General features: G+C 68.8%; 18 protein-coding genes. 7 read left to right on the forward strand and 11 right to left on the reverse strand.

Going from position 1 to position 17,189, the window contains the following annotated elements:
- Window positions 1-9 precede the first annotated feature (9 nt).
- Together AC1RAD_RS12125 and AC1RAD_RS12130 are read right to left on the reverse strand one after the other, a co-directional pair.
- Window positions 10-900 (reverse strand): HTD2 family dehydratase, encoded by an 891-nt coding sequence (locus tag AC1RAD_RS12125; RefSeq protein ID WP_492734984.1) that lies wholly within the window; start codon window positions 898-900, stop codon window positions 10-12.
- A gap of 35 nt (window positions 901-935) precedes the next feature.
- Window positions 936-1,946 (reverse strand): Bug family tripartite tricarboxylate transporter substrate binding protein, encoded by a 1,011-nt coding sequence (locus tag AC1RAD_RS12130; RefSeq protein WP_492734986.1) that lies wholly within the window; start codon window positions 1,944-1,946, stop codon window positions 936-938.
- Between the two features lie 92 nt (window positions 1,947-2,038).
- Here AC1RAD_RS12130 and AC1RAD_RS12135 point away from each other — a divergent pair, with 92 nt between their 5' ends.
- On the forward strand, window positions 2,039-2,950 hold the full coding sequence (locus AC1RAD_RS12135; RefSeq protein ID WP_492734988.1) for a LysR family transcriptional regulator: 912 nt from the start codon (window positions 2,039-2,041) through the stop codon (window positions 2,948-2,950).
- Window positions 2,951-3,482: 532 nt separating this feature from the next.
- Complete coding sequence (locus AC1RAD_RS12140; protein ID WP_492734990.1) at window positions 3,483-3,668, forward strand: hypothetical protein; 186 nt, start codon at window positions 3,483-3,485, stop codon at window positions 3,666-3,668.
- Between the two features lie 107 nt (window positions 3,669-3,775).
- Here AC1RAD_RS12140 and AC1RAD_RS12145 read toward each other — a convergent pair whose 3' ends face one another.
- Together AC1RAD_RS12145 and phaC are read right to left on the reverse strand one after the other, a co-directional pair.
- Window positions 3,776-4,954 carry an acetyl-CoA C-acetyltransferase gene (locus tag AC1RAD_RS12145; RefSeq protein WP_062480264.1) on the reverse strand — a complete coding sequence of 393 codons (1,179 nt, stop codon included), beginning with the start codon at window positions 4,952-4,954 and terminating at the stop codon, window positions 3,776-3,778.
- A 61-nt stretch (window positions 4,955-5,015) separates the two neighbouring features.
- A complete protein-coding gene (gene phaC, locus AC1RAD_RS12150; RefSeq protein WP_492734992.1) occupies window positions 5,016-6,788 on the reverse strand; it encodes a class I poly(R)-hydroxyalkanoic acid synthase in 1,773 nt (590 codons plus the stop codon).
- 126 nt (window positions 6,789-6,914) lie between these two features.
- On the opposite strand from phaC, the gene AC1RAD_RS12155 reads away from it, so the two are divergent.
- On the forward strand, window positions 6,915-7,223 hold the full coding sequence (locus AC1RAD_RS12155) for a hypothetical protein (protein ID WP_095745806.1): 309 nt from the start codon (window positions 6,915-6,917) through the stop codon (window positions 7,221-7,223).
- Here the strand turns inward: AC1RAD_RS12155 and pgeF are convergent.
- The 3 genes from pgeF to AC1RAD_RS12170 are packed head-to-tail and all read right to left on the reverse strand — an operon-like array spanning window position 7,155 to window position 9,492.
- Window positions 7,155-7,907 (reverse strand): peptidoglycan editing factor PgeF, encoded by a 753-nt coding sequence (pgeF, locus tag AC1RAD_RS12160; protein WP_492734994.1) that lies wholly within the window; start codon window positions 7,905-7,907, stop codon window positions 7,155-7,157. The genes AC1RAD_RS12155 and pgeF overlap by 69 nt on opposite strands.
- Before the next feature lie 14 nt (window positions 7,908-7,921).
- Window positions 7,922-8,560 carry a maleylacetoacetate isomerase gene (maiA, locus tag AC1RAD_RS12165; protein ID WP_062480269.1) on the reverse strand — a complete coding sequence of 213 codons (639 nt, stop codon included), beginning with the start codon at window positions 8,558-8,560 and terminating at the stop codon, window positions 7,922-7,924.
- Between the two features lie 23 nt (window positions 8,561-8,583).
- Window positions 8,584-9,492, reverse strand: a complete 909-nt coding sequence (locus AC1RAD_RS12170) for a tetratricopeptide repeat protein (RefSeq protein ID WP_492734995.1) — start codon at window positions 9,490-9,492, stop codon at window positions 8,584-8,586.
- Between the two features lie 154 nt (window positions 9,493-9,646).
- Here AC1RAD_RS12170 and AC1RAD_RS12175 point away from each other — a divergent pair, with 154 nt between their 5' ends.
- The 4 genes from AC1RAD_RS12175 to AC1RAD_RS12190 all read left to right on the forward strand — a co-directional run bounded on the left by AC1RAD_RS12175 (window position 9,647) and on the right by AC1RAD_RS12190 (window position 12,040).
- On the forward strand, window positions 9,647-10,348 hold the full coding sequence (locus AC1RAD_RS12175; protein WP_070061132.1) for a fumarylacetoacetate hydrolase family protein: 702 nt from the start codon (window positions 9,647-9,649) through the stop codon (window positions 10,346-10,348).
- Window positions 10,349-10,368: 20 nt separating this feature from the next.
- The gene (locus AC1RAD_RS12180) at window positions 10,369-10,920 is read left to right on the forward strand and encodes an NUDIX hydrolase (RefSeq protein WP_062480276.1); all 552 of its coding nucleotides are present in this window, start codon (window positions 10,369-10,371) and stop codon (window positions 10,918-10,920) included.
- A gap of 11 nt (window positions 10,921-10,931) precedes the next feature.
- Complete coding sequence (locus AC1RAD_RS12185; RefSeq protein ID WP_062480278.1) at window positions 10,932-11,420, forward strand: CreA family protein; 489 nt, start codon at window positions 10,932-10,934, stop codon at window positions 11,418-11,420.
- Window positions 11,421-11,533: 113 nt separating this feature from the next.
- A complete protein-coding gene (locus tag AC1RAD_RS12190) occupies window positions 11,534-12,040 on the forward strand; it encodes a murein hydrolase activator EnvC family protein (RefSeq protein WP_062480281.1) in 507 nt (168 codons plus the stop codon).
- A 12-nt stretch (window positions 12,041-12,052) separates the two neighbouring features.
- Here the strand turns inward: AC1RAD_RS12190 and AC1RAD_RS12195 are convergent, their stop codons facing one another.
- The 4 genes from AC1RAD_RS12195 to AC1RAD_RS12210 all read right to left on the reverse strand — a co-directional run bounded on the left by AC1RAD_RS12195 (window position 12,053) and on the right by AC1RAD_RS12210 (window position 17,132).
- Window positions 12,053-13,678 (reverse strand): phospholipase D family protein, encoded by a 1,626-nt coding sequence (locus AC1RAD_RS12195; RefSeq protein WP_492734996.1) that lies wholly within the window; start codon window positions 13,676-13,678, stop codon window positions 12,053-12,055.
- Window positions 13,679-13,816: 138 nt separating this feature from the next.
- Window positions 13,817-14,044 carry a hypothetical protein gene (locus AC1RAD_RS12200; RefSeq protein ID WP_070061133.1) on the reverse strand — a complete coding sequence of 76 codons (228 nt, stop codon included), beginning with the start codon at window positions 14,042-14,044 and terminating at the stop codon, window positions 13,817-13,819.
- Between the two features lie 60 nt (window positions 14,045-14,104).
- Entirely contained in the window at window positions 14,105-14,662 is a 558-nt protein-coding gene (locus AC1RAD_RS12205) for an RNA polymerase sigma factor (protein WP_492734998.1), read from the reverse strand.
- A 13-nt stretch (window positions 14,663-14,675) separates the two neighbouring features.
- Window positions 14,676-17,132, reverse strand: coding sequence for a filamentous hemagglutinin family protein (locus tag AC1RAD_RS12210; protein ID WP_492735234.1), 2,457 nt, complete (start codon window positions 17,130-17,132; stop codon window positions 14,676-14,678).
- Between the last annotated feature and the right edge of the window lie 57 nt (window positions 17,133-17,189).

Here is a 17,189-nt window from a genome sequence, read left to right on the forward strand (position 1 = left end):
TTCCTTGCGTCAGGCGAGCTCGGCCGTGGCCTGCATCGTGAGCCAGCCGTCGGCGTCTTCGCCCCACAGGCTGAAGGTCTTGCCGTCGGTGCTGCCTTCGGCGGGCTTGCCGTGCACGCGGAACGGCGCGATGTCGAAGGTCGGGCGCACGGCGCGGAACTCGAAGCGCGCGAGCTGCGCATCGGCCGGCGCGTTGCGACGCAGCAGGTCGACCAGCAGCGTCGCGATCAGCGGCCCGTGCACGATGAGGCCCGGGTAGCCCTCGACCTGCGTGACGTAGCGGCGGTCGTAGTGGATGCGGTGGCCGTTGAAGGTCAGCGCCGAGTAGCGGAACAACAGCACGTCGTCGGGCACGAGGTCGCGACTGAAGGCGGCGTCCTTCGGTGCGGGCGTGGGCGATGGTGCGGCCTCGCCCGGTGCGGCGGCGGCGCGGTAGACGATGTCGTGCTCTTCGGTCAGCGCGAGGCCGCGCGCGTTGCGCACTTCATGGCGCACCAGCACGAACACCAGCTCGCCCGTGCGGCCGGCCTTGTGCGTGACCGAGGCGATGGTCGACGTGCGCTCGACCGCATCGCCCACCTGCAGCGGATTGCCCGGCTCCCACGTCAGCCGGCCGCCGGCCCACATGCGGCGCGGCAGCGGCACGGGCGGCAGGAAGCCGCCGCGTTTCGCGTGGCCGTCTTCGCCGATCTCCGACTGGCGGTGGTGCGGCAGGAAGTAGAGCCAGTGCCACAGCGCAGGCAGGCGCGTGCCCGCCTCGGGCAGCGAGTCGTCGCGGTCGAGCGTGGCGGACAGGCCGCGCACGGGCGCGGCGGTGAGGTCGTCGCGCAGCGTTTCGGTGCGGCCCTGCCAGGCCTGCAGGTGCGCGAGGGCTTCGGCGTCGATCAGGGGAGAAGTCATGTCGTGTGTGTCGGGAAGAAGGATGAGTGGCGAGGTCAGTCGACCGCGGCGCCCGAGGCCTTGACGATGCGCGCCCACTTGGCGAGGTCGGTGCGCAGCAGCGCCGAGAACTGTTCGGGCGAGGTGGCCGCGGCGATCTCGACGCCCTGCTGGTCGAGCTTGTCGCGCAGGTCCTTGGCCGCGAGCGCCTTGCGCGTCGCGTCCTGCAGGGTGGCGAGTACGTCGGCGGGCACGCCCGCGGGGGCGAACAGGCCGATCCACAGCGTGCCGTTGTAGCCCGGCACCTGCTCGGCGATGGCGGGCACGTCGGGCAGCACGGGCGAGCGCTTCTCGCCGCTCACGGCCAGCGCGCGCAGTTTGCCGGCCTTGATGTGCGCCAGCGCCGAAGGCAGGCTCGCGAACACGATCGGCAGTTGCCCGCCGAGCACGTCATTGATGGCAGGCGCCACGCCCTTGTACGGCACGTGCTGCAAAGAGATGCCGCCCATGCTGTTGAGCATTTCACCCAGCAGGTGGTTGAGCGTGCCGTTGCCGGCCGAGGCGTACTGGTAGTTGGCGCCCTTCTCGCGCGCCAGTTTCAGGAATTCGGCGAAGTTCTTCGCGGGGAACGACGGGTTCACCAGCAGCACGTTGGGCACGGCGCCGACCAGGCCGACGGGCTTGAAGTCTTTCTCGGGGTCGAAGCCCGGGTTCTTGTACAGCGCGGGGTTGATGGCCTGGCTGCTGCTGATCGTCATGAGCAGCGTGTAGCCGTCCTTCGGGCCCTTGGCGACCAGCTGCGTGCCGATGTTGCCGCCCGCGCCGGGGCGGTTGTCGACCACCACGCTGGCGTTGTTCAGCACCTCGCCGAGCTTCTGGCCGACGAGGCGGCCGACGATGTCGTTGGTGCCGCCCGCGGCCTGAGGCACGACGAGCGTGATGGGGCGCGAGGGGTAGGTCTGGGCGGTGGCGGCGCTGGTGGCCAGCAAGGTGGTGGCGGCGAGGCCGAAGGCGATCAGCGCCTTGGCGCGAAGCCGCAAGGCGGGGGTGGTGTCGTGTGTCTCCATGGCCGCATGGTCTTCTGCCCGCCCCGCCGGCGCAATCTGCGATTTCGGAAGCCAGGCTTCTGAAATTCCGAAGGCTTGACTACCATCGCCCCATGCTCTTCGACCTCACCGACCTGCGCCTGTTCGTGGCCACGGCCGAACTCGGCAACCTCACGCGGGCGGCCGAGCGCCAGCACCTGTCGCTGGCCGCGGCCAGCGCGCGCATCAAGGCGCTCGAGACCCAGGCCGGCCTGCAGCTGCTGCAGCGCGAGGCCCGCGGCGTGCGCCTGCTGCCGCCGGGCGAAGCCTTTTTGCACCACGCCCGGCTGGTGCTGCACCAGGCCGACCAGCTGCGCGCCGACCTGCTCGAGTACGGCGGCGGGCTGCGCGGCCATCTGCGCGTGTTCGCCAACACCACGGCGGTGACCGATTTCCTGCCCGAGATCCTGCCCGGCTTCCTGGCCGCCAACCCGCGCATCAACGTCGACCTTCAGGAAAAACCGAATGCTCAGATCCCGCGCGGCGTGCGCGACGGGCGCGCCGACATCGGCATCGTCGCGGGCCAGATGGACACGCTAGGCCTGGACACCATCCACTTCAGCACCGACCGGCTGGTGCTCGTCACGGCGCGCCAGCACCGCTTTGCGCGGCGCCGCCGCATCTTGTTCGCCGAGACGCTCGACGAAGACGCCATCGGCATGCAGCAGGGCAGCACGCTGCAGGCCTTCCTGGGGCAGATCACCGACCACCTGGGCAAGCGCCAGAAGCTGCGCATCCAGCTCGGCAGCTTCGACGCCATGTGCCGGATGATCGGCAGCGGCGTGGGCATCGGCGTGGTGCCGGAGTCGGCCGCGCGGCGCAACCAGGAGAGCATGGGGCTCGCGCTGGTCGAGCTTAGCGACCCGTGGTGCGTGCGCGAACGCTACCTGCTCGTGCGCGACCGCGCCGCCCTGCCCGTGTACGCCCAGGCGCTGGTCGAGACCTTGTGCAAGCACTACGCCGACGCGCAGGCCGAAACCGGCTGACGGCCCGATTTCCGGCCAAAAACAGGCACTTGCAGGCGGCTTGTGAGAAACCCGATGTCTTCCCCATTTTCTGTGCACAACTTTGGGGGTAAGTCAGGGGCAGCGTTGTAAAGCGATTGCAAGTCGTTGTTTTATAAAGAGAATAGTTAGTCTGCTTAAAATTTTTGCAGTGCACAAGTCTGGCGGCCGACAGATCCAAAAATGGCTCTAAAACAGGAAAGTCAAGCGAAAAAACAGGGGGTTGCCTGTGCTAGGCCACCCTTTGAAACCAACGACTTGCCGCCGGTTGTGAAGAAGTCCGCTTCAATCCCCACTTTCTGTGGGCAACTTTGGGGGTAACTGGGGCGGAGCTTTGTAAAACGAATGCAAGTTGTTGTTTTACAAAGGGATTCCACACATTGCTCAATTTTTGAGCGGTGAACAAGAGCGTCAGCCAGTCGGGTGACCGTCGCCCAAATGAATCCAAAGGTTCTCAGAACGCCGAATCGGGTCGATGCGAGGCGCGAAAGAGGGTCGCTACAGTCGCCCTGACATGCTCGAAGCCCTCAGCTCCCCCTGGTCCTGCCTCGGCGCCGTTGCCGGGCTGCTGATCGCCCTGGGGGTTCACTGGCTGGCACCCGCAGACATCGACACGGTGCACGCCGGCGCGTGGCTCGTGGGCATCGGCTGGCTCGCGGGCCTGGCCTGGGACCTCGTGGACTCAGACCGGTCGAAGTAATCCGCAGGCGAAACCCGCAAACAGCGCGCACAAAAAAGGGAGGGGAGGCATCGGCCCTTGCGAGCCCCTGCCTCCCCTCCCCGTACCGGTTCACCCGGTGATCAGGCTCAGCGCTCGATCGTCAGCGCCACGCCCATGCCGCCGCCGATGCACAGCGAGGCGATGCCCTTCTTGGCGTTCTGGCGTTGCATTTCGTGCAGCAGCGTCACCAGGATGCGGCAGCCCGACGCGCCGATGGGGTGGCCGATGGCGATGGCGCCGCCGTTCACGTTCACCTTGTTCACGTCCCAGCCCATTTCGCGGTTCACGGCACAAGCTTGCGCGGCGAAGGCTTCGTTGATCTCGAGCAGGTCGAGGTCGGCGGCCTTCCAGCCGGCGCGCTGCAGCGCCTTCTGCGATGCGGGCACGGGGCCCATGCCCATGATGGTCGGGTCCAGGCCGGCAGTGGCGTAGCTGGCGATGCGGCCCAGCGGCTTCAGGCCCAGGGCGGCGGCCTTCTTGGCCGTCATGACCATCACGGCGGCTGCGCCGTCGTTCAGGCCCGAGGCATTGCCCGCGGTCACGCCGCCGGCCTTGTCGAAGGCAGGACGCAGGCCGGCCAGCACTTCGGCGTTGGTCTTGCGGTTGATGAACTCGTCCTGGTTGAAGACGATGGGGTCGCCCTTCTTCTGCGGAATGCTCACGCCGACGATCTCGTCCTTGAACTTGCCGGCGTCCTGCGCGGCGGCGGCCTTGGTCTGGCTGGCCAGGGCCAGTTCGTCCTGCGAGGCGCGGTCGATGTTGTACTTCTTGGCCACGTTCTCGGCCGTGATGCCCATGTGGTACTGGTTGTACACGTCCCACAGGCCGTCGACGATCATGGTGTCGACCAGCTTCCAGTCGCCCATGCGCTGGCCGTTGCGCGAGTTGGGCAGCACGTGGGGCGCCATGCTCATGTTTTCCTGGCCGCCGGCAATGACGATTTCGCTGTCGCCCGTGGCCACGGCCTGCGCCGCCAGCATCACGGCCTTCAGGCCCGAGCCGCACACGGCGTTGATGGTGAGCGCCGGCGTTTCCTTGGTGCCGCCGCCCTTGAGCCAGGCCTGACGCGCGGGGTTTTGGCCGGCGCCGGCCGCGAGCACCTGGCCCATGATGGCCTCGCCCACCTGGTCGGCCGTGAGGTTGGCGCGCGCGATCACTTCCTTGATCACGAGGGCGCCCAGCTCGGTGGCGGGAATGCCGGCGAGCGAGCCGCCGAATTTGCCGACCGCCGTACGCGCAGCCGAAACGATGACGATGTCTTCCATGAGGTTCTCTCCGTTGAGGTGATTTGAAATCGGTTGCGATCTTGCGGGAGCTGGCGCCCGTTCAGGCCTTGGCCTTCACGTAGCGTCCCGGCGCCGGTTCGATGGCCTTGTAGGCCTTGCCGTTGCCGTAGCCCTTGGGCGCGGGGATCTGCTTGCCCGCGTGGCCCTTGAGCCATTGTGCCCAGTCGGTCCACCAGCTGCCCGGCTGCTCCTGCGCGCCGGCCAGCCATTCGGGCTGGGTCTTGGGAAACTTGCCGTCCTCGCGCAGCCAGTGGCTGCGCTTGTTCTTGGCCGGCGGGTTGATCACGCCGGCGATGTGGCCCGAAGCGCCCATCACGAAGCGCTTCTTGCCCGTGAGCAACTGCGTGGAGGTGTAGGCCCCGCCGATCGGCACGATGTGGTCTTCGCGCGAGCCGTAGATGTAGGCCGGGATGTCGATCTTGCCCAGGTCGACCTTCTCGCCGCAGACGGTGAGCGCATTCGGCTTGGCCAGCTTGTTCTCGTGGTACGTGTTGCGCAGGTACCAGGCGTAGAACGGGCCCGGCAGGTTGGTCGCGTCGCTGTTCCAGTACAGCAGGTCGAAGGCCGGCGGCGTCTCGCCCTTGAGGTAGTTGCCGACCACGTAGTTCCACACCAGGTCGTTCGGGCGCAGGAAGCTGAAGGTCGAGGCCAGGTCGCCGCCGGGCAGCAGGCCGCCCTTGCCCAATTGCATCTCGCGGTACTGCACCATGGGCTCGTCCACGAAGATGTCGAGGATGCCGGTGTCGCTGAAGTCGAGGAAGGTGGTCAGCAGCGTGACCGACGCGGCCGGCTTCTCGCCGCGCGCCGCGAGCACGGCCAGCGCGGTGCTCAGGATGGTGCCGCCCACGCAGAAGCCCAGCGTGTTGATCTGCTTGCTGCCGCTGATCTCCTGCACTGTGTGGATCGCCTTGATGGCCGCGTTCTCGATGTAGTCGTCCCAGGTGGCCTGGGCCAGCGACTCGTCGGGGTTGCGCCAGCTCACCACGAACACGCGGTGGCCCTGCTCGTTCGCATAGCGGATGAGCGAGTTGTCGGGCTGCAGGTCGAGGATGTAGAACTTGTTGATGCACGGCGGCACCAGCAGGAACGGCCGTTCGTACACCTTGGCGGTGAGCGGCTTGTATTCGAGCAGCTGGAAATAGTCGTTCTCGAACACCACGGCACCTTCGGTGGTGGCCACGTTGCGCCCCACTTCGAAGGCGCTCTCGTCGGTCATGCTGACGTGGCCCTGCTTCATGTCGTGCAGCAGGTTCTGGATGCCCTTGGCGATGCTCTCGCCCTGGGTGTCGATGGCTTTCTTCTGCGCCTCGGCATTGAAGGCGAGCGAGTTGCTGGGCGAGGCCGCGGCCATCCACTGCTCGACCGCGAAGCGCAGGCGCGCCTTGGTCTTGTCGTCGGCGTCGATGGCCTCGGCCATGCGCATCATGGTGCGGCCGTTGAGCAGGTACACGGCGGCCGAGAAAGCGGCCATCGGGTTGCTGCCCCAGGCCTCGGCGGCAAAGCGCTTGTCGCCCTCGGGCCGGGCACCGAAGCCGCGGCGCCACAGGTCGGTGGCGTCGCTCAGGTACTGCTGCTGGATCGACTGGAGCTGCTCGGGATCGATGGAGAACTTGGGCAGCTCGGGCATGGCGGCTGCGCCCGGGAATTGCGCCATTTGTGGCAATTGCCATAGCGGCGTGCCGCCGACGTCGAAAGCGGCGGTGCCTCCTGGGCCCCCAGCTTTCTGGAAAGCCTCCATGGCCTGGGTCCAGCCCTGCGTGAGGGCTTTTTGAAAGGGCGCGAACGCATCGGCCCCCGTGTCTTGTTGCTTCATCATGTCTCCTGGCCGTGGCCTGGGTCGATACGAACGGATGGCTTGCGTGTTTTGAGTATGCTGCATTCGCAAGGCACTCACAACGCCGCGCTTTCACTAATCCCTTGAAACAAAACGTCTGCGCCTGTGTTCATCCATTTGATCGTGATCGGCTGGCTCTATGTGGCCGTGATGATGGCGGTGGCCGAGGCCACCAACACCACGGGCACGGTGCTGGGCGCCATCTTCACATTTCTTCTTTACGGCCTCGCGCCGGTGGCGCTGGTGATCTACCTGATGGCCACGCCGGCGCGCCGGCGGGCGATCAAGGAACGCGAGGCGCAGGCCCAGGAGGCCGCGCGCCGCGCCGCCGCGGAGGCTGCGGCTTCAGACCTTCCAGACCAGCGCGGCGAAGCGCCCGCTGACGCCGTCGCGCCGGTGCGAAAAGAACCGTGACGGCTGCGCGACGGTGCACCACGCATCGCCGCTGTCGTTGCCGTGAAGCGACGCGACACCCGCCGCACGCAGCCGCTGACGCGCCAGCGCAGGCAGGTCGGCCAGCCACTTGCCTTCGGCCGCCGCGGGCGTGAAGCACGACGTCGCCTCGGGCGACTGCGCCTCGAAGGCGGCCTTGACCTCCGCCCCCACCTCGAAGGCCTTCGGGCCGATGCAGGGGCCGAGCCAGGCCATGAGGCGCGGCGCGCCTTCATCCTCCGCGAAGGCGCGCACGGTCTGTTCGAGCACGCCGCCGGCCAGCCCGCGCCAGCCCGCATGCGCGGCGGCCACGCGGTGGCCGCGTTCGTCGGTGAAGAGCACGGGCAGGCAGTCGGCCACCATGACCGTGCAGGCGCGCGCGGAGGTCGCGGCCGTGCAGGCATCGGCGACGGTGCCGTCGGGCACGGCCTCGTCGAGCGACACGAGCCCCGTGCCATGCACCTGCTGCAGGAACACCGGCCGCGTGCCAATCGATTGCTGCAGTCGCCGGCGGTTCTCGGCGACGTGCGCGGCATCGTCGGCCACGTGGTCGCCGAGGTTCAGGCTCTCATAGCGCCCGGTCGACACGCCGCCGTCGCGCGTGGTGCACAGCGCGCACACGTTCGGCGGCGCGGGCCACTCGGGCACCAGCCATTGCGGATTCATCGCGACGTGCCGGCTCAGGGTTCCGCGTCGGGCGACTGCGAGGGCTGTGCGCGCTGGAAGGCGTCAAGCTTCATGCAGGCGTCGAAGGCGGCCATGGTGCGCGGCAGGCCGCTGAAGTCGCAGTCGAAGCGGCGGCCGTTGAAGATCTGCGGCACGAGGCAGCAGTCGGCGATGGTGGGCGTGTCGCCCCAGCAGTAGGTGCCGCCCGGGTGCTGCGCGAGCTGACGCTCGAACGACAGCAGGCCGTCGCGCACCCAGTGGCGGTACCAGGTGTTCTTGGCTTCGTCGTCGACCTTCAGTTCCTTCACGAGGTACTTGAGCACGCGCAGGTTGTTCAGCGGATGGATCTCGCAGGCGATCGACTGCGCCAGCGCGCGCACGTGGGCGCGGCCCACCGGGTCGCTGGGCAGCAGCGCCGGCTCGGGGTGCGTTTCGTCCAGGTACTCGATGATGGCCATCGACTGCGAGAAGCGCTCGCCCTCGTCCTCGAGCAGCGGCACGAGCATGTCGGCCGAGATCGCCGAGTACGGGCCGGTGCGGTGTTCGCCGCGTGCGATGTGCACGGGCACATAGTCGTAGTCCAGGCCCTTGAGGTTCAGGGCGATGCGCACGCGGAACGATGCGGAGGAGCGGAAATAGTTATGCAGCTTCATGATTTCTCGAGGATAGCGCCCTCTCAGGAGCGCGGTGTGGCCGGGAGCGCGCAGCGGAAATCGCGCAGCCGGGCGTCGGGGTGTTCTTGCTGCCACGTGTCGAGCAGCGCGCGCGCCGCGGCTTCTTCGCGCGCGGCGATGCCCAGGTGCCACGGCCCTTCGGCCGCGGGCGGTTCGCCGGGCGCATGGTTGTGCTGGTCGTCGGGGCGTCCTTCGGAGCAGGCCTTGCACAGCACCTGCATGCTGCTGGTCCAGTTCTCGGCGCTGAGGCCCGCTTCCTCGAAGCGGTGCACCAGCGCATCGATCGCTTCGGCCTGCACCTCTTCGACGAAGACTTCGTAGGTCGCGTGGTCCGACGGTGCGATCAGCGCGAGCGCGTCGAACACCGGCACCTCGCGTTCGCCGCGGCGGCGGTAGCCGTTGGCGGCGCCGTCGTGCAGCACCAGGTCGCCGTAGCGGTGGCCGCTGGCGGGCGTCGGCACGTTGCGCAGGATGGCGCGCGCCGGGTCGATGCGGTCGGCCCAGACCACCTCGCTGGCCTCGTCGCCGTGCACGCGGATGGGCGTGAGGCCGACGAAATATTCGACCGGCCCTTCACCGTCCGGGATGCCGATGCCGTACTGGCGCCACGCGCGCCGCGCCGTGGGCCAGTCGCCCAGCGCGGTGGCCGCGATGCCCAGGTTCCACAGCGCGCCTTCGTTGCCCGGCTCGCACTGCACGGCGCGGGCGTTGGCCTGCAACGACGCGGCCCAGTCGCCGCGGTACTTGTGGATGAGCCCGGCGTTGTACCAGGGCGCCGACCAGTACGGATGGATGGCGCTGGCCTGCGCGTAGGCGGCCAGGGCGCCGTCCTGGTCGCCGGCCTCGTCGCGTTCGCGGCCGAGTTCGTTGAAGGCGGTGGCCTTGCCGGCTTTGCCGAGTCGGATGGGCATGGTGGAGCGAGGGAGAAAAGAGATCGGGGAAACGCGCAGAAGCGCCTATTGTGGGCCGCCGCAAAATCCCGAGTCCGGCGTGCCGGCAAGCCCGTGCCGCCTCTGGCACACTGCCGGTCTCCCCTCCCGCTTCGCTGAAAAAGGACACCTTCCCATGGCTTCCGAGTTTGTTTTCGCCCCGCCGGCCACCGTTTCGGTGCCGGTGGCCGGTCAGCCCGCACGCTTCCCGGTGCACCGCATCTACTGCGTGGGCCGCAACTACGAAGATCACGCCAAGGAAATGGGTTTCACCGGCCGCGAGCCGCCCTTCTTCTTCATGAAGCCGGCCGATGCGCTGGTGACGGTCGATGCGGGCCAGACCGGCACCATGGCCTACCCCACGCTCACGAAGAACCTGCACCACGAGATCGAGCTCGTGGTGGCCATCGGCACCGGTGGCAAGAACATCAAAGCCGCCGACGCCCACAAGCACATCTACGGCTACGCCGTGGGCCTGGACATGACGCGCCGCGACCTGCAGAACGACATGAAGAAGCAGGGCCGCCCCTGGGACATCGGCAAGAGCTTCGAGCAGAGCGCGCCCATCGGCCCGATCGTGCCCGTGGCGCAGGCCGGCAACGCCGAGCAGGCCGAGATCTCGCTGCAGGTGAACGGCGAAGACCGCCAGCGCAGCACCGTGAGCAAGCTGATCTGGAACGTGGCCGAGACCATCGAGCACCTGTCGGCGGCCTGGGAGCTGCAGCCCGGCGACCTGATCTTCACGGGCACGCCCGAAGGCGTCGCGGCCGTGGTGGCCGGCGACACGCTGGTGGGCCAGGTCGCAGGCCTGCCCGCGCTGACCGTCAAGATCGTCTGACGCCCGCGCGGTCCCGCTTCATGCTCCTTCGCGTACCCATCAAGCATTGCAAGAACTGCGGCACGGCGGTGGTCTACCGCGTGCCGGACGACGGCGACACCAAGCAGCGCGCGGTGTGCCCGGCCTGCCACACGATCCATTACGAGAACCCGCTGAACGTGGTGGGCACCATCCCCGTGCTGGGCGATAAGGTGCTGCTGTGCAAGCGCAACATCGAGCCGCGCTGGGGCAAGTGGACGTTGCCCGCGGGCTTCATGGAGCTCGAGGAAACCACCGCCGAGGGCGCGGCCCGCGAGACCGACGAGGAGGCCGGCGCGAACTTCGAGATCGAGGGCCTGTTCGCCGTGATCAGCGTGGTGCGCGTGGGCCAGGTCCACATGTTCTACCGCGCCCGCCTGCTCGACGACCGCTTCGACCCGGGCCACGAGACGATCGAAGCGCGCCTGTTCACCGAGGACGAGATTCCCTGGGACGAGATCGCCTTTCGCACCGTGCGCCAGGCGCTCGAACATTACTTCGAAGACCGCAAGCGCGGCAGCTTCGACCGCGTCCACGAACTCAGCATCGTTTGAAAAATTTTCCCATGCTCAAGACCCTGCGCGCCACCCTCCTCTGTGGCGCCAGCCTCGGCTTCGCACTCGCCGCTTCGGCGGCCAAGGCCGACACGGTCGGCGAGGTCGACACGGCCTTCAAGCTCATCGGCCCCGACCACAAGATCGTGGTCGAGGCCTACGACGACCCGAAGGTCAGCGGCGTCACCTGCTACGTCTCGCGCGCGCGAACCGGCGGCATCGCCGGCGCCTTCGGCGTGGCCGAGGACAAGGCCGAAGCCTCCATCGCCTGCCGCCAGGTCGGCCCGGTGAGCATCACGCAGCCGCTGCCCAAGCGCGAAGAGGTCTACAGCGAACGCCTGTCGGTGCTCTTCAAGCGCCTGCGCGTGGTGCGCATGGTCGATCCCAAGCGCAACACACTGGTCTACCTGACCTACTCCGACCTGCTCATCGACGGCTCGCCCAAGAACAGCGTAACGGCCGTGCCGGTCGATCGCGGCACGCCGATTCCGCTCAAGTGAAGGGGCTGCTGAAGGGCCCGGCGATGCGAGTTTGCTAGCATCGTCCGAGCGGCCGACACCGACGTGTCGGCCTTCGACGGAACCCTCCGCAACGAATCCGTTCCAACAGCGTCATGCACCTTCAGACTTTTGTTTTCCGAACCGCCGCCACGCTGCTCGTGGCTGGGGGCATTGCCGCCTGCACCACGCCCGGCCCCACGCCGCCGCAGCAGCCTGTTCCAGGCGCTACGCCGCCGCCACCGCGCCAGGCGCTCTTCATCCGCCCCGCCGCCGGCACCACCGTGGGCCGCTTCGACGGCGTGCGCAACAAGGGCCTGGACATCGCGGGCAACCTGGGCGACCCCATCGTGGCCTCGGCCGACGGCCGCGTGGTGTACGTGGGCGGCGAGCTGCGCTCCTACGGCAACATGGTCATCGTGAAACACAACGAAACCTTCCTCACGGCCTACGCCCACGCGAAGACCATCCTCGTGAAGGAAGGCGCCGTGGTGCGCCAGGGCCAGAAGATCGCCGAAATGGGCAACAGCGAATCCGACCGCGTGAAGCTGCATTTCGAGATCCGCAAGAACGGCACCGCCGTCGATCCCGAGCCGTACCTCAACGGCCGTTTGCAGCAGTAAACGTAAAAGCCGTTACAGCAGGCTTTCGGGCACCAGGGGCGCCAGCAGCTCCAGCCGCCAGCGGGCCCAGAAATGGGTCTCGGGCTCGGTGTGCAGGATGGTGTCCGCCCCGTCGCCCGACGCCGGGTTCACCCACTCGATGCCGCCGCGCGGCCCCAGCTGCAGCTGGTAGGCGCCGTCCAGCCGCATGAAACCGATCAGGCTCGTGAGCTGCTGCGCGATCTGCGGACTGAAGATGAACAGGCCGATCTCCGTGTTGTGCAGCGCCGAGCGCGGATCGAAGTTCATCGAGCCGACAAACACCACCTGCCCGTCGATCACGGCCGACTTGCCGTGCAGCCGCCCGCTGGCCGAGCCGTAGATGCCGAAGCGCTTCGTCTGCTCCACGCGCTTGGGGCTCAGTTCGTACAACTCCACGCCCAGGCGCAGCATCTGCGCGCGGTAGCGCCGGTAGCCGATGTGCACCAGCGATTCGTCGGTGGCCGCCAGCGAGTTGGTGACGATGGTGTAGCCCACGCCGTTGCCGCGCACGATCTGCATCGTCTCCATGCCGCCGCGCCCGGGGATCAGGTACGGCGTGGTCAGCAGCACCCCGTGCTGCGCGCCGCGCAGGTAGCGCTGCACGTTGTAGAGCACGCTGTCGGCGGCCTGGTCGGCCGGCAGCCCGCGCCCTTCGTCGGTGGGCGCCAGCGCCTTGGCGGGCGCGTCGGCATACGCCTCGGCGCGGGCCCAGCTCAGCGCGAGCTTGCCGGCGTTGAGGTCCTTGGCCAGCGGGTTGTGGCCCAGCAGGTCCGTCGATTCGGGCTCTTCGGGGTGCAGCGTCTCGGGGCCCGTGGTGAGCCGGTCGAAGCGCTCGCGCAGCGCCTGCGCCGACTCGCCGCCGCGCGGCACCAGCGACTCGATGGGGTAGACGTATTGGCTGTTCCAGTACATGTCGAACAGCGAGGACAGCCGGGGCACCACGGCGCCGGCCACCAGCGTGTCGATGTCGATGAAGTTGGAGCCGCCGTCGCGCAGGAAGTACTCGTTGGCGATGTTGCGCCCGCCCATGACCGCCATCGTGTTGTCGACCACGAACAGCTTGTTGTGCATGCGCCGGTGCACGCGGTCGAAGTCCAGGATCGACCACGCCCAGCGCGTGCCGAAGCGCGAACGCCCGCCCGGGAACGGGTTGAACAGGCGCACCTCGACGTTCGGGTGCGAGGCAAAGCTGGTGAACAGCGGGTCGGCGCCCGCGGTGTACAGGTCGTCCACCAGCAGGCGCACGCGCACGCCGCGGTCGGCCGCGTCGCGCAGTGTGCGCAACAGGTAGCGGCCGGTCTCGTCGTTCTGCACGAGGTAGTACTGCACGTCGATGGAACGCTGCGCGCGGCGCGCCAGCTCGATGCGCGCGTGCAGCGAGAACTGCGGCATCGGCAGCAGGCGAAAGCCGCTGAGCGGCTCGCCCGGCGGCGCGGCGGCCCGCACGAGCCGGCCCAGCGCGGTGTCCGCGCCGTCGGTGATGGCACTCGAGGGCTTGCGCACCACCTCGGTCGGCAGGCCGGCGCAACCGGCGAGCACGAGCATCGCCAGGCTGCACAGCAGCCAGGCGAACCACCGGGCGCGCGGCACGTCAGCCCGGGGGGACAGGTTGCGCATGAACGACAGAAAAGAGGGAGGGCAAGGGCACGGGAGCGAAGGAGAAAAAACGCCGCTGCCGCGCGGCGCGGTGCACGACCGCGCCCACGGGTGGCGGTTTCTACCACGCGCGGCGCGAGCGCGCAGCCAACGCCTTCGTCAGTGCGCGCGCTCGGACCACTGCCGCACGAAGTGCTCCGCGCGCACGTTCGCGCGCGCCACGGCCGAGTCCCACGACAGCTGCTGGGTGATGACCAGCGCGCAGCGCGGAATGCCGTCCAGGCTCAGCGCCGCGATGCCGGCGTACGTGCCCTTCGGGGTGCGTGTGAGTTCGAACCATCCCGTCCAGCCACCTGGCACGTGAAGGTCGAGTCGGGCGGAGTCCATGATGAATTCATCATAGGCCTTTAGTTTTCATTTGCAAACATTGCATACAAAAGCAACGACTCAGGCGTGCATGTCCGAGCGGCGACCGGTCGGCAGGCGCTGCAGCGCCTGGCGCAGCGTGGAATCCACCCGCCGCAGCGACAGCCCGTGCCGCACCGCCACCTCGTGCCGCGTCAGCTCGTGCACGCGCAAGGCCACGAAGATGTCCTGATGGCGGTGCGGCAGCCCCTGCATCGCGCGTTCGACCGCCTTCAGGTCGGAGCGCGCCTCGGCGATCAGCTCGGGCCCCGGTGCGTGGTCGGCCACCTGGGCCAGCGTGTCGTCCGCCTCGCCGGCGTACTGCCAGGGACGCTCGGCGCGCAGGCGGTCCATCGCGGCATTGCACGCCACGCGGAAGATGTAGGCCACGGGGTTGTGCAAGGCATCCGTGAAGGCGGCCTCGCCCAGGCGCAGCCAGGCGTCGTGCAGGCTTTCGGTGGCGGCGTCGGCACACCCCAGGTGCAGCGACAGCCGCCGGTGCAGCTGCGCGTAGTGCGCCACCAGGAGTTGCTGGACGTCCGGCGGCGCAGGGGCGGTCCCCGCGGCATCGCCGCGGGGCAGCAGGCAGGCGTGCGACATGGTGCGTCGCCGCCTAGCGGCCGCGCGGCAGGCCGCGCCGTTCGGGCTCGTTCAGGCGCGTCAGCTGCGCGTCGGTGAGCGCACCGTGCCCCACCATCTGGACGAAGCCCGACGGGTCGTAGCTCGCCTGCTCCGCCGGCCTGCGCCGCACCTCGGGGGCCTCGGGCGCGCCGGACGCGGGCTCGTTGCCGAAGCCCAGCACGCGCACCGAGAACACCGACGGCAGGCTCTGACGCGCCGCCGCGCGTTCGCGCTGCATCACGTCCTGCGCCGCCGCCGTGGCCTGCGAGGCCGCGGCGCTGGCATTGGTCAGTGCACCGACATTCACCGACGCCACCACCGGCAGCCCCGTGCTCTTGCCCTGCACCGCCATGTTGTCGGCATTCACGATCTGCAGCGCCGCCAGGTTCACGTTGCCCGACACGCGGATGCCCGCCTCGCCCGCGTCGATGGTGCCCAGCGGCGCGATCAGGTCGATGTCGCCGGCCGGCACCTCCGGAATCGGGTTCAGCGTGGCAATGCCCGCGCCCGTGCTCGGCACGTCCGACGACAGCACCACATTGCCCCAACGGTCGTACACGCGCTTGGGCGGCGTGTAGACCACGGTGGTCTTCGAGCCCCGGCCCGCGTTGATGTCGCCTTCGGCCGACCAGCCCAGCACGCTGCCGCCGAAGGTGGTCATGATCCGGCTCTGGCCCAGCAGGATGCTGCCCAGCGCGTACAGAGAAATGTCGCCCGCGCCCTGCGTGATGACACCCGGAATCAGCGTGCCCACGGCCTTGGGCGCTGCGCCCTCGATGCCGAACACCTGGCGTCCGCCCGGCGTGAGCAGCGCGATGTCGCCGCCGAACAGCGTGTTGATGCCGGCCGCGCCGAACATCGTGATGTCGCCCCTGTAGCTCGTTCCCGGGAACAGCGACGCGATGGCGTTGCGCCCGCGCAGGTAGCTGCCGTAGCGCACGCCGCTCTCGTCGTTGTATTCGCGCCCGCCCTCCTTCAGCTCCGCGAAGTACACGCCGCGCAGGTAGCTGCGCTGCTGTTCCGGCGGCAGTGCGTTGAAGAAGGCCAGCGCCTCCTGTGCGCCTCCCTTGCCGCTGTAGGCCTGCGAGGCTTCGAGCCAGTTCACCAGGTACAGCTGGCTCGCCTGCCGGTAGTCGTTGGCGAGCACGCGGCGCGGCGTGCCGGTGTCCGCGTCGAGACTGGCTTGCCGCTGCGCCATCCAGGCCGCCGCGCCGTTGTCGTCGCCGCTGTAGCCATGCTCGGCGCGCAGCCAGTCGCCCAGCGTGAGCTGGCGGTTGTAGTTCTTCACCACCTTGCCGGCCTGGTCGGCCAGCGGCTGGCCGCTCTGCATCAGGTGGGCCGGGTCGAGGTAACGCTGCGCGAAGCCCGCGTAGTCGGGCCCGTGGGCGCCCACGCCGGCCAACATCGCGATGCCCGCGCCGGGCCGGCTGTCGCCCGGCACCACCGCGCCGAGGCTGCTGACCGAGGCCCTGTTCTCCATGCGGATGTCGCGCCCGGCCGTGATCTCCAGCGTGCCGGGGCCGGCCACGTTGAAGGTGCTGAACAGGATGTCGCGGCCCGCCGAGACCACCGAGATGTCGCCCGGCTTCTGGTGAGCGAACAGGTTGCCGCTGCTCGCGAAGTAGGTCTGCGCAATGCCGCCCGAATCCTCGGCCTGCCCGACGGGCGTGCCGCTCGCCACGATGTCTCGCCCGGCCATCATCCACACCGGCTGCGCGCCCTCGTACCAGGTCTGGCCGGCACGCGTCGCATCGTCAGGCCCGAAGCGCAGGATGCGCCCGCTGCTCACGCCGACCAGGTCGCCGTGCACGGCGTAGAACCGCGCCGGCTGCGTGCCCACCGCTTCACCCGACATCGTGTTGGGGCCGAAGGCGAACAGCGGACGCACGCCGCCGCCGTCCAGGTTGTTGCCACCCGACAGGTTGCCGAGCACCGTGCCGTTGCTGGCGGTGCCCTGGAACGCCGGACGCCGCGGCGTCGCCAGCGCCGAGGCGGCCGCGCCCGACTGGCTCACGGTGTTGCCTCCCGCATAGATCGAGTCGCTGGCCAGGAACTCCAGCATGCCGTGGACCGAGGGCGCCAGCACCAGCGGCGTGCCCGTGCCGGTGTTGTCGAAGGTCGCCGCGTCGCCATAGAACAGGCTGCCGCTGGCGGCCACCGCACTCAGGATCGAGGGGTACACGAAGGCCGAGTCGGTCACGGGCACGCCCGCGCCACCCGTCACCGGCACCAGGTTGCCGCCTGCGCCGAAGAGGCGGATGGCCGTGTGCGGTGTCCACAGGGTGAACCAGCTCTGGCCCCGTCCTTCCAGGCCGTTGGCGCTGAACGGCGTGGCATTGGGGAGGTCGACGCGCGTCGGATCGATCACCCCCTTGACCACCAGGTCGCCACGCGTGGCGAGCGTGTAGTTCGCATCGCCCGGGGCCAGCACGATGCCGCCTTGCGCCATGCCGCGGGTCGCGGTGTAGGGGTCGTAGGCGCGGGTCTCGCGCGGCGACTGCGTCCG

The organism is Variovorax sp. GW823-FHT04B03 (assembly GCF_058796495.1).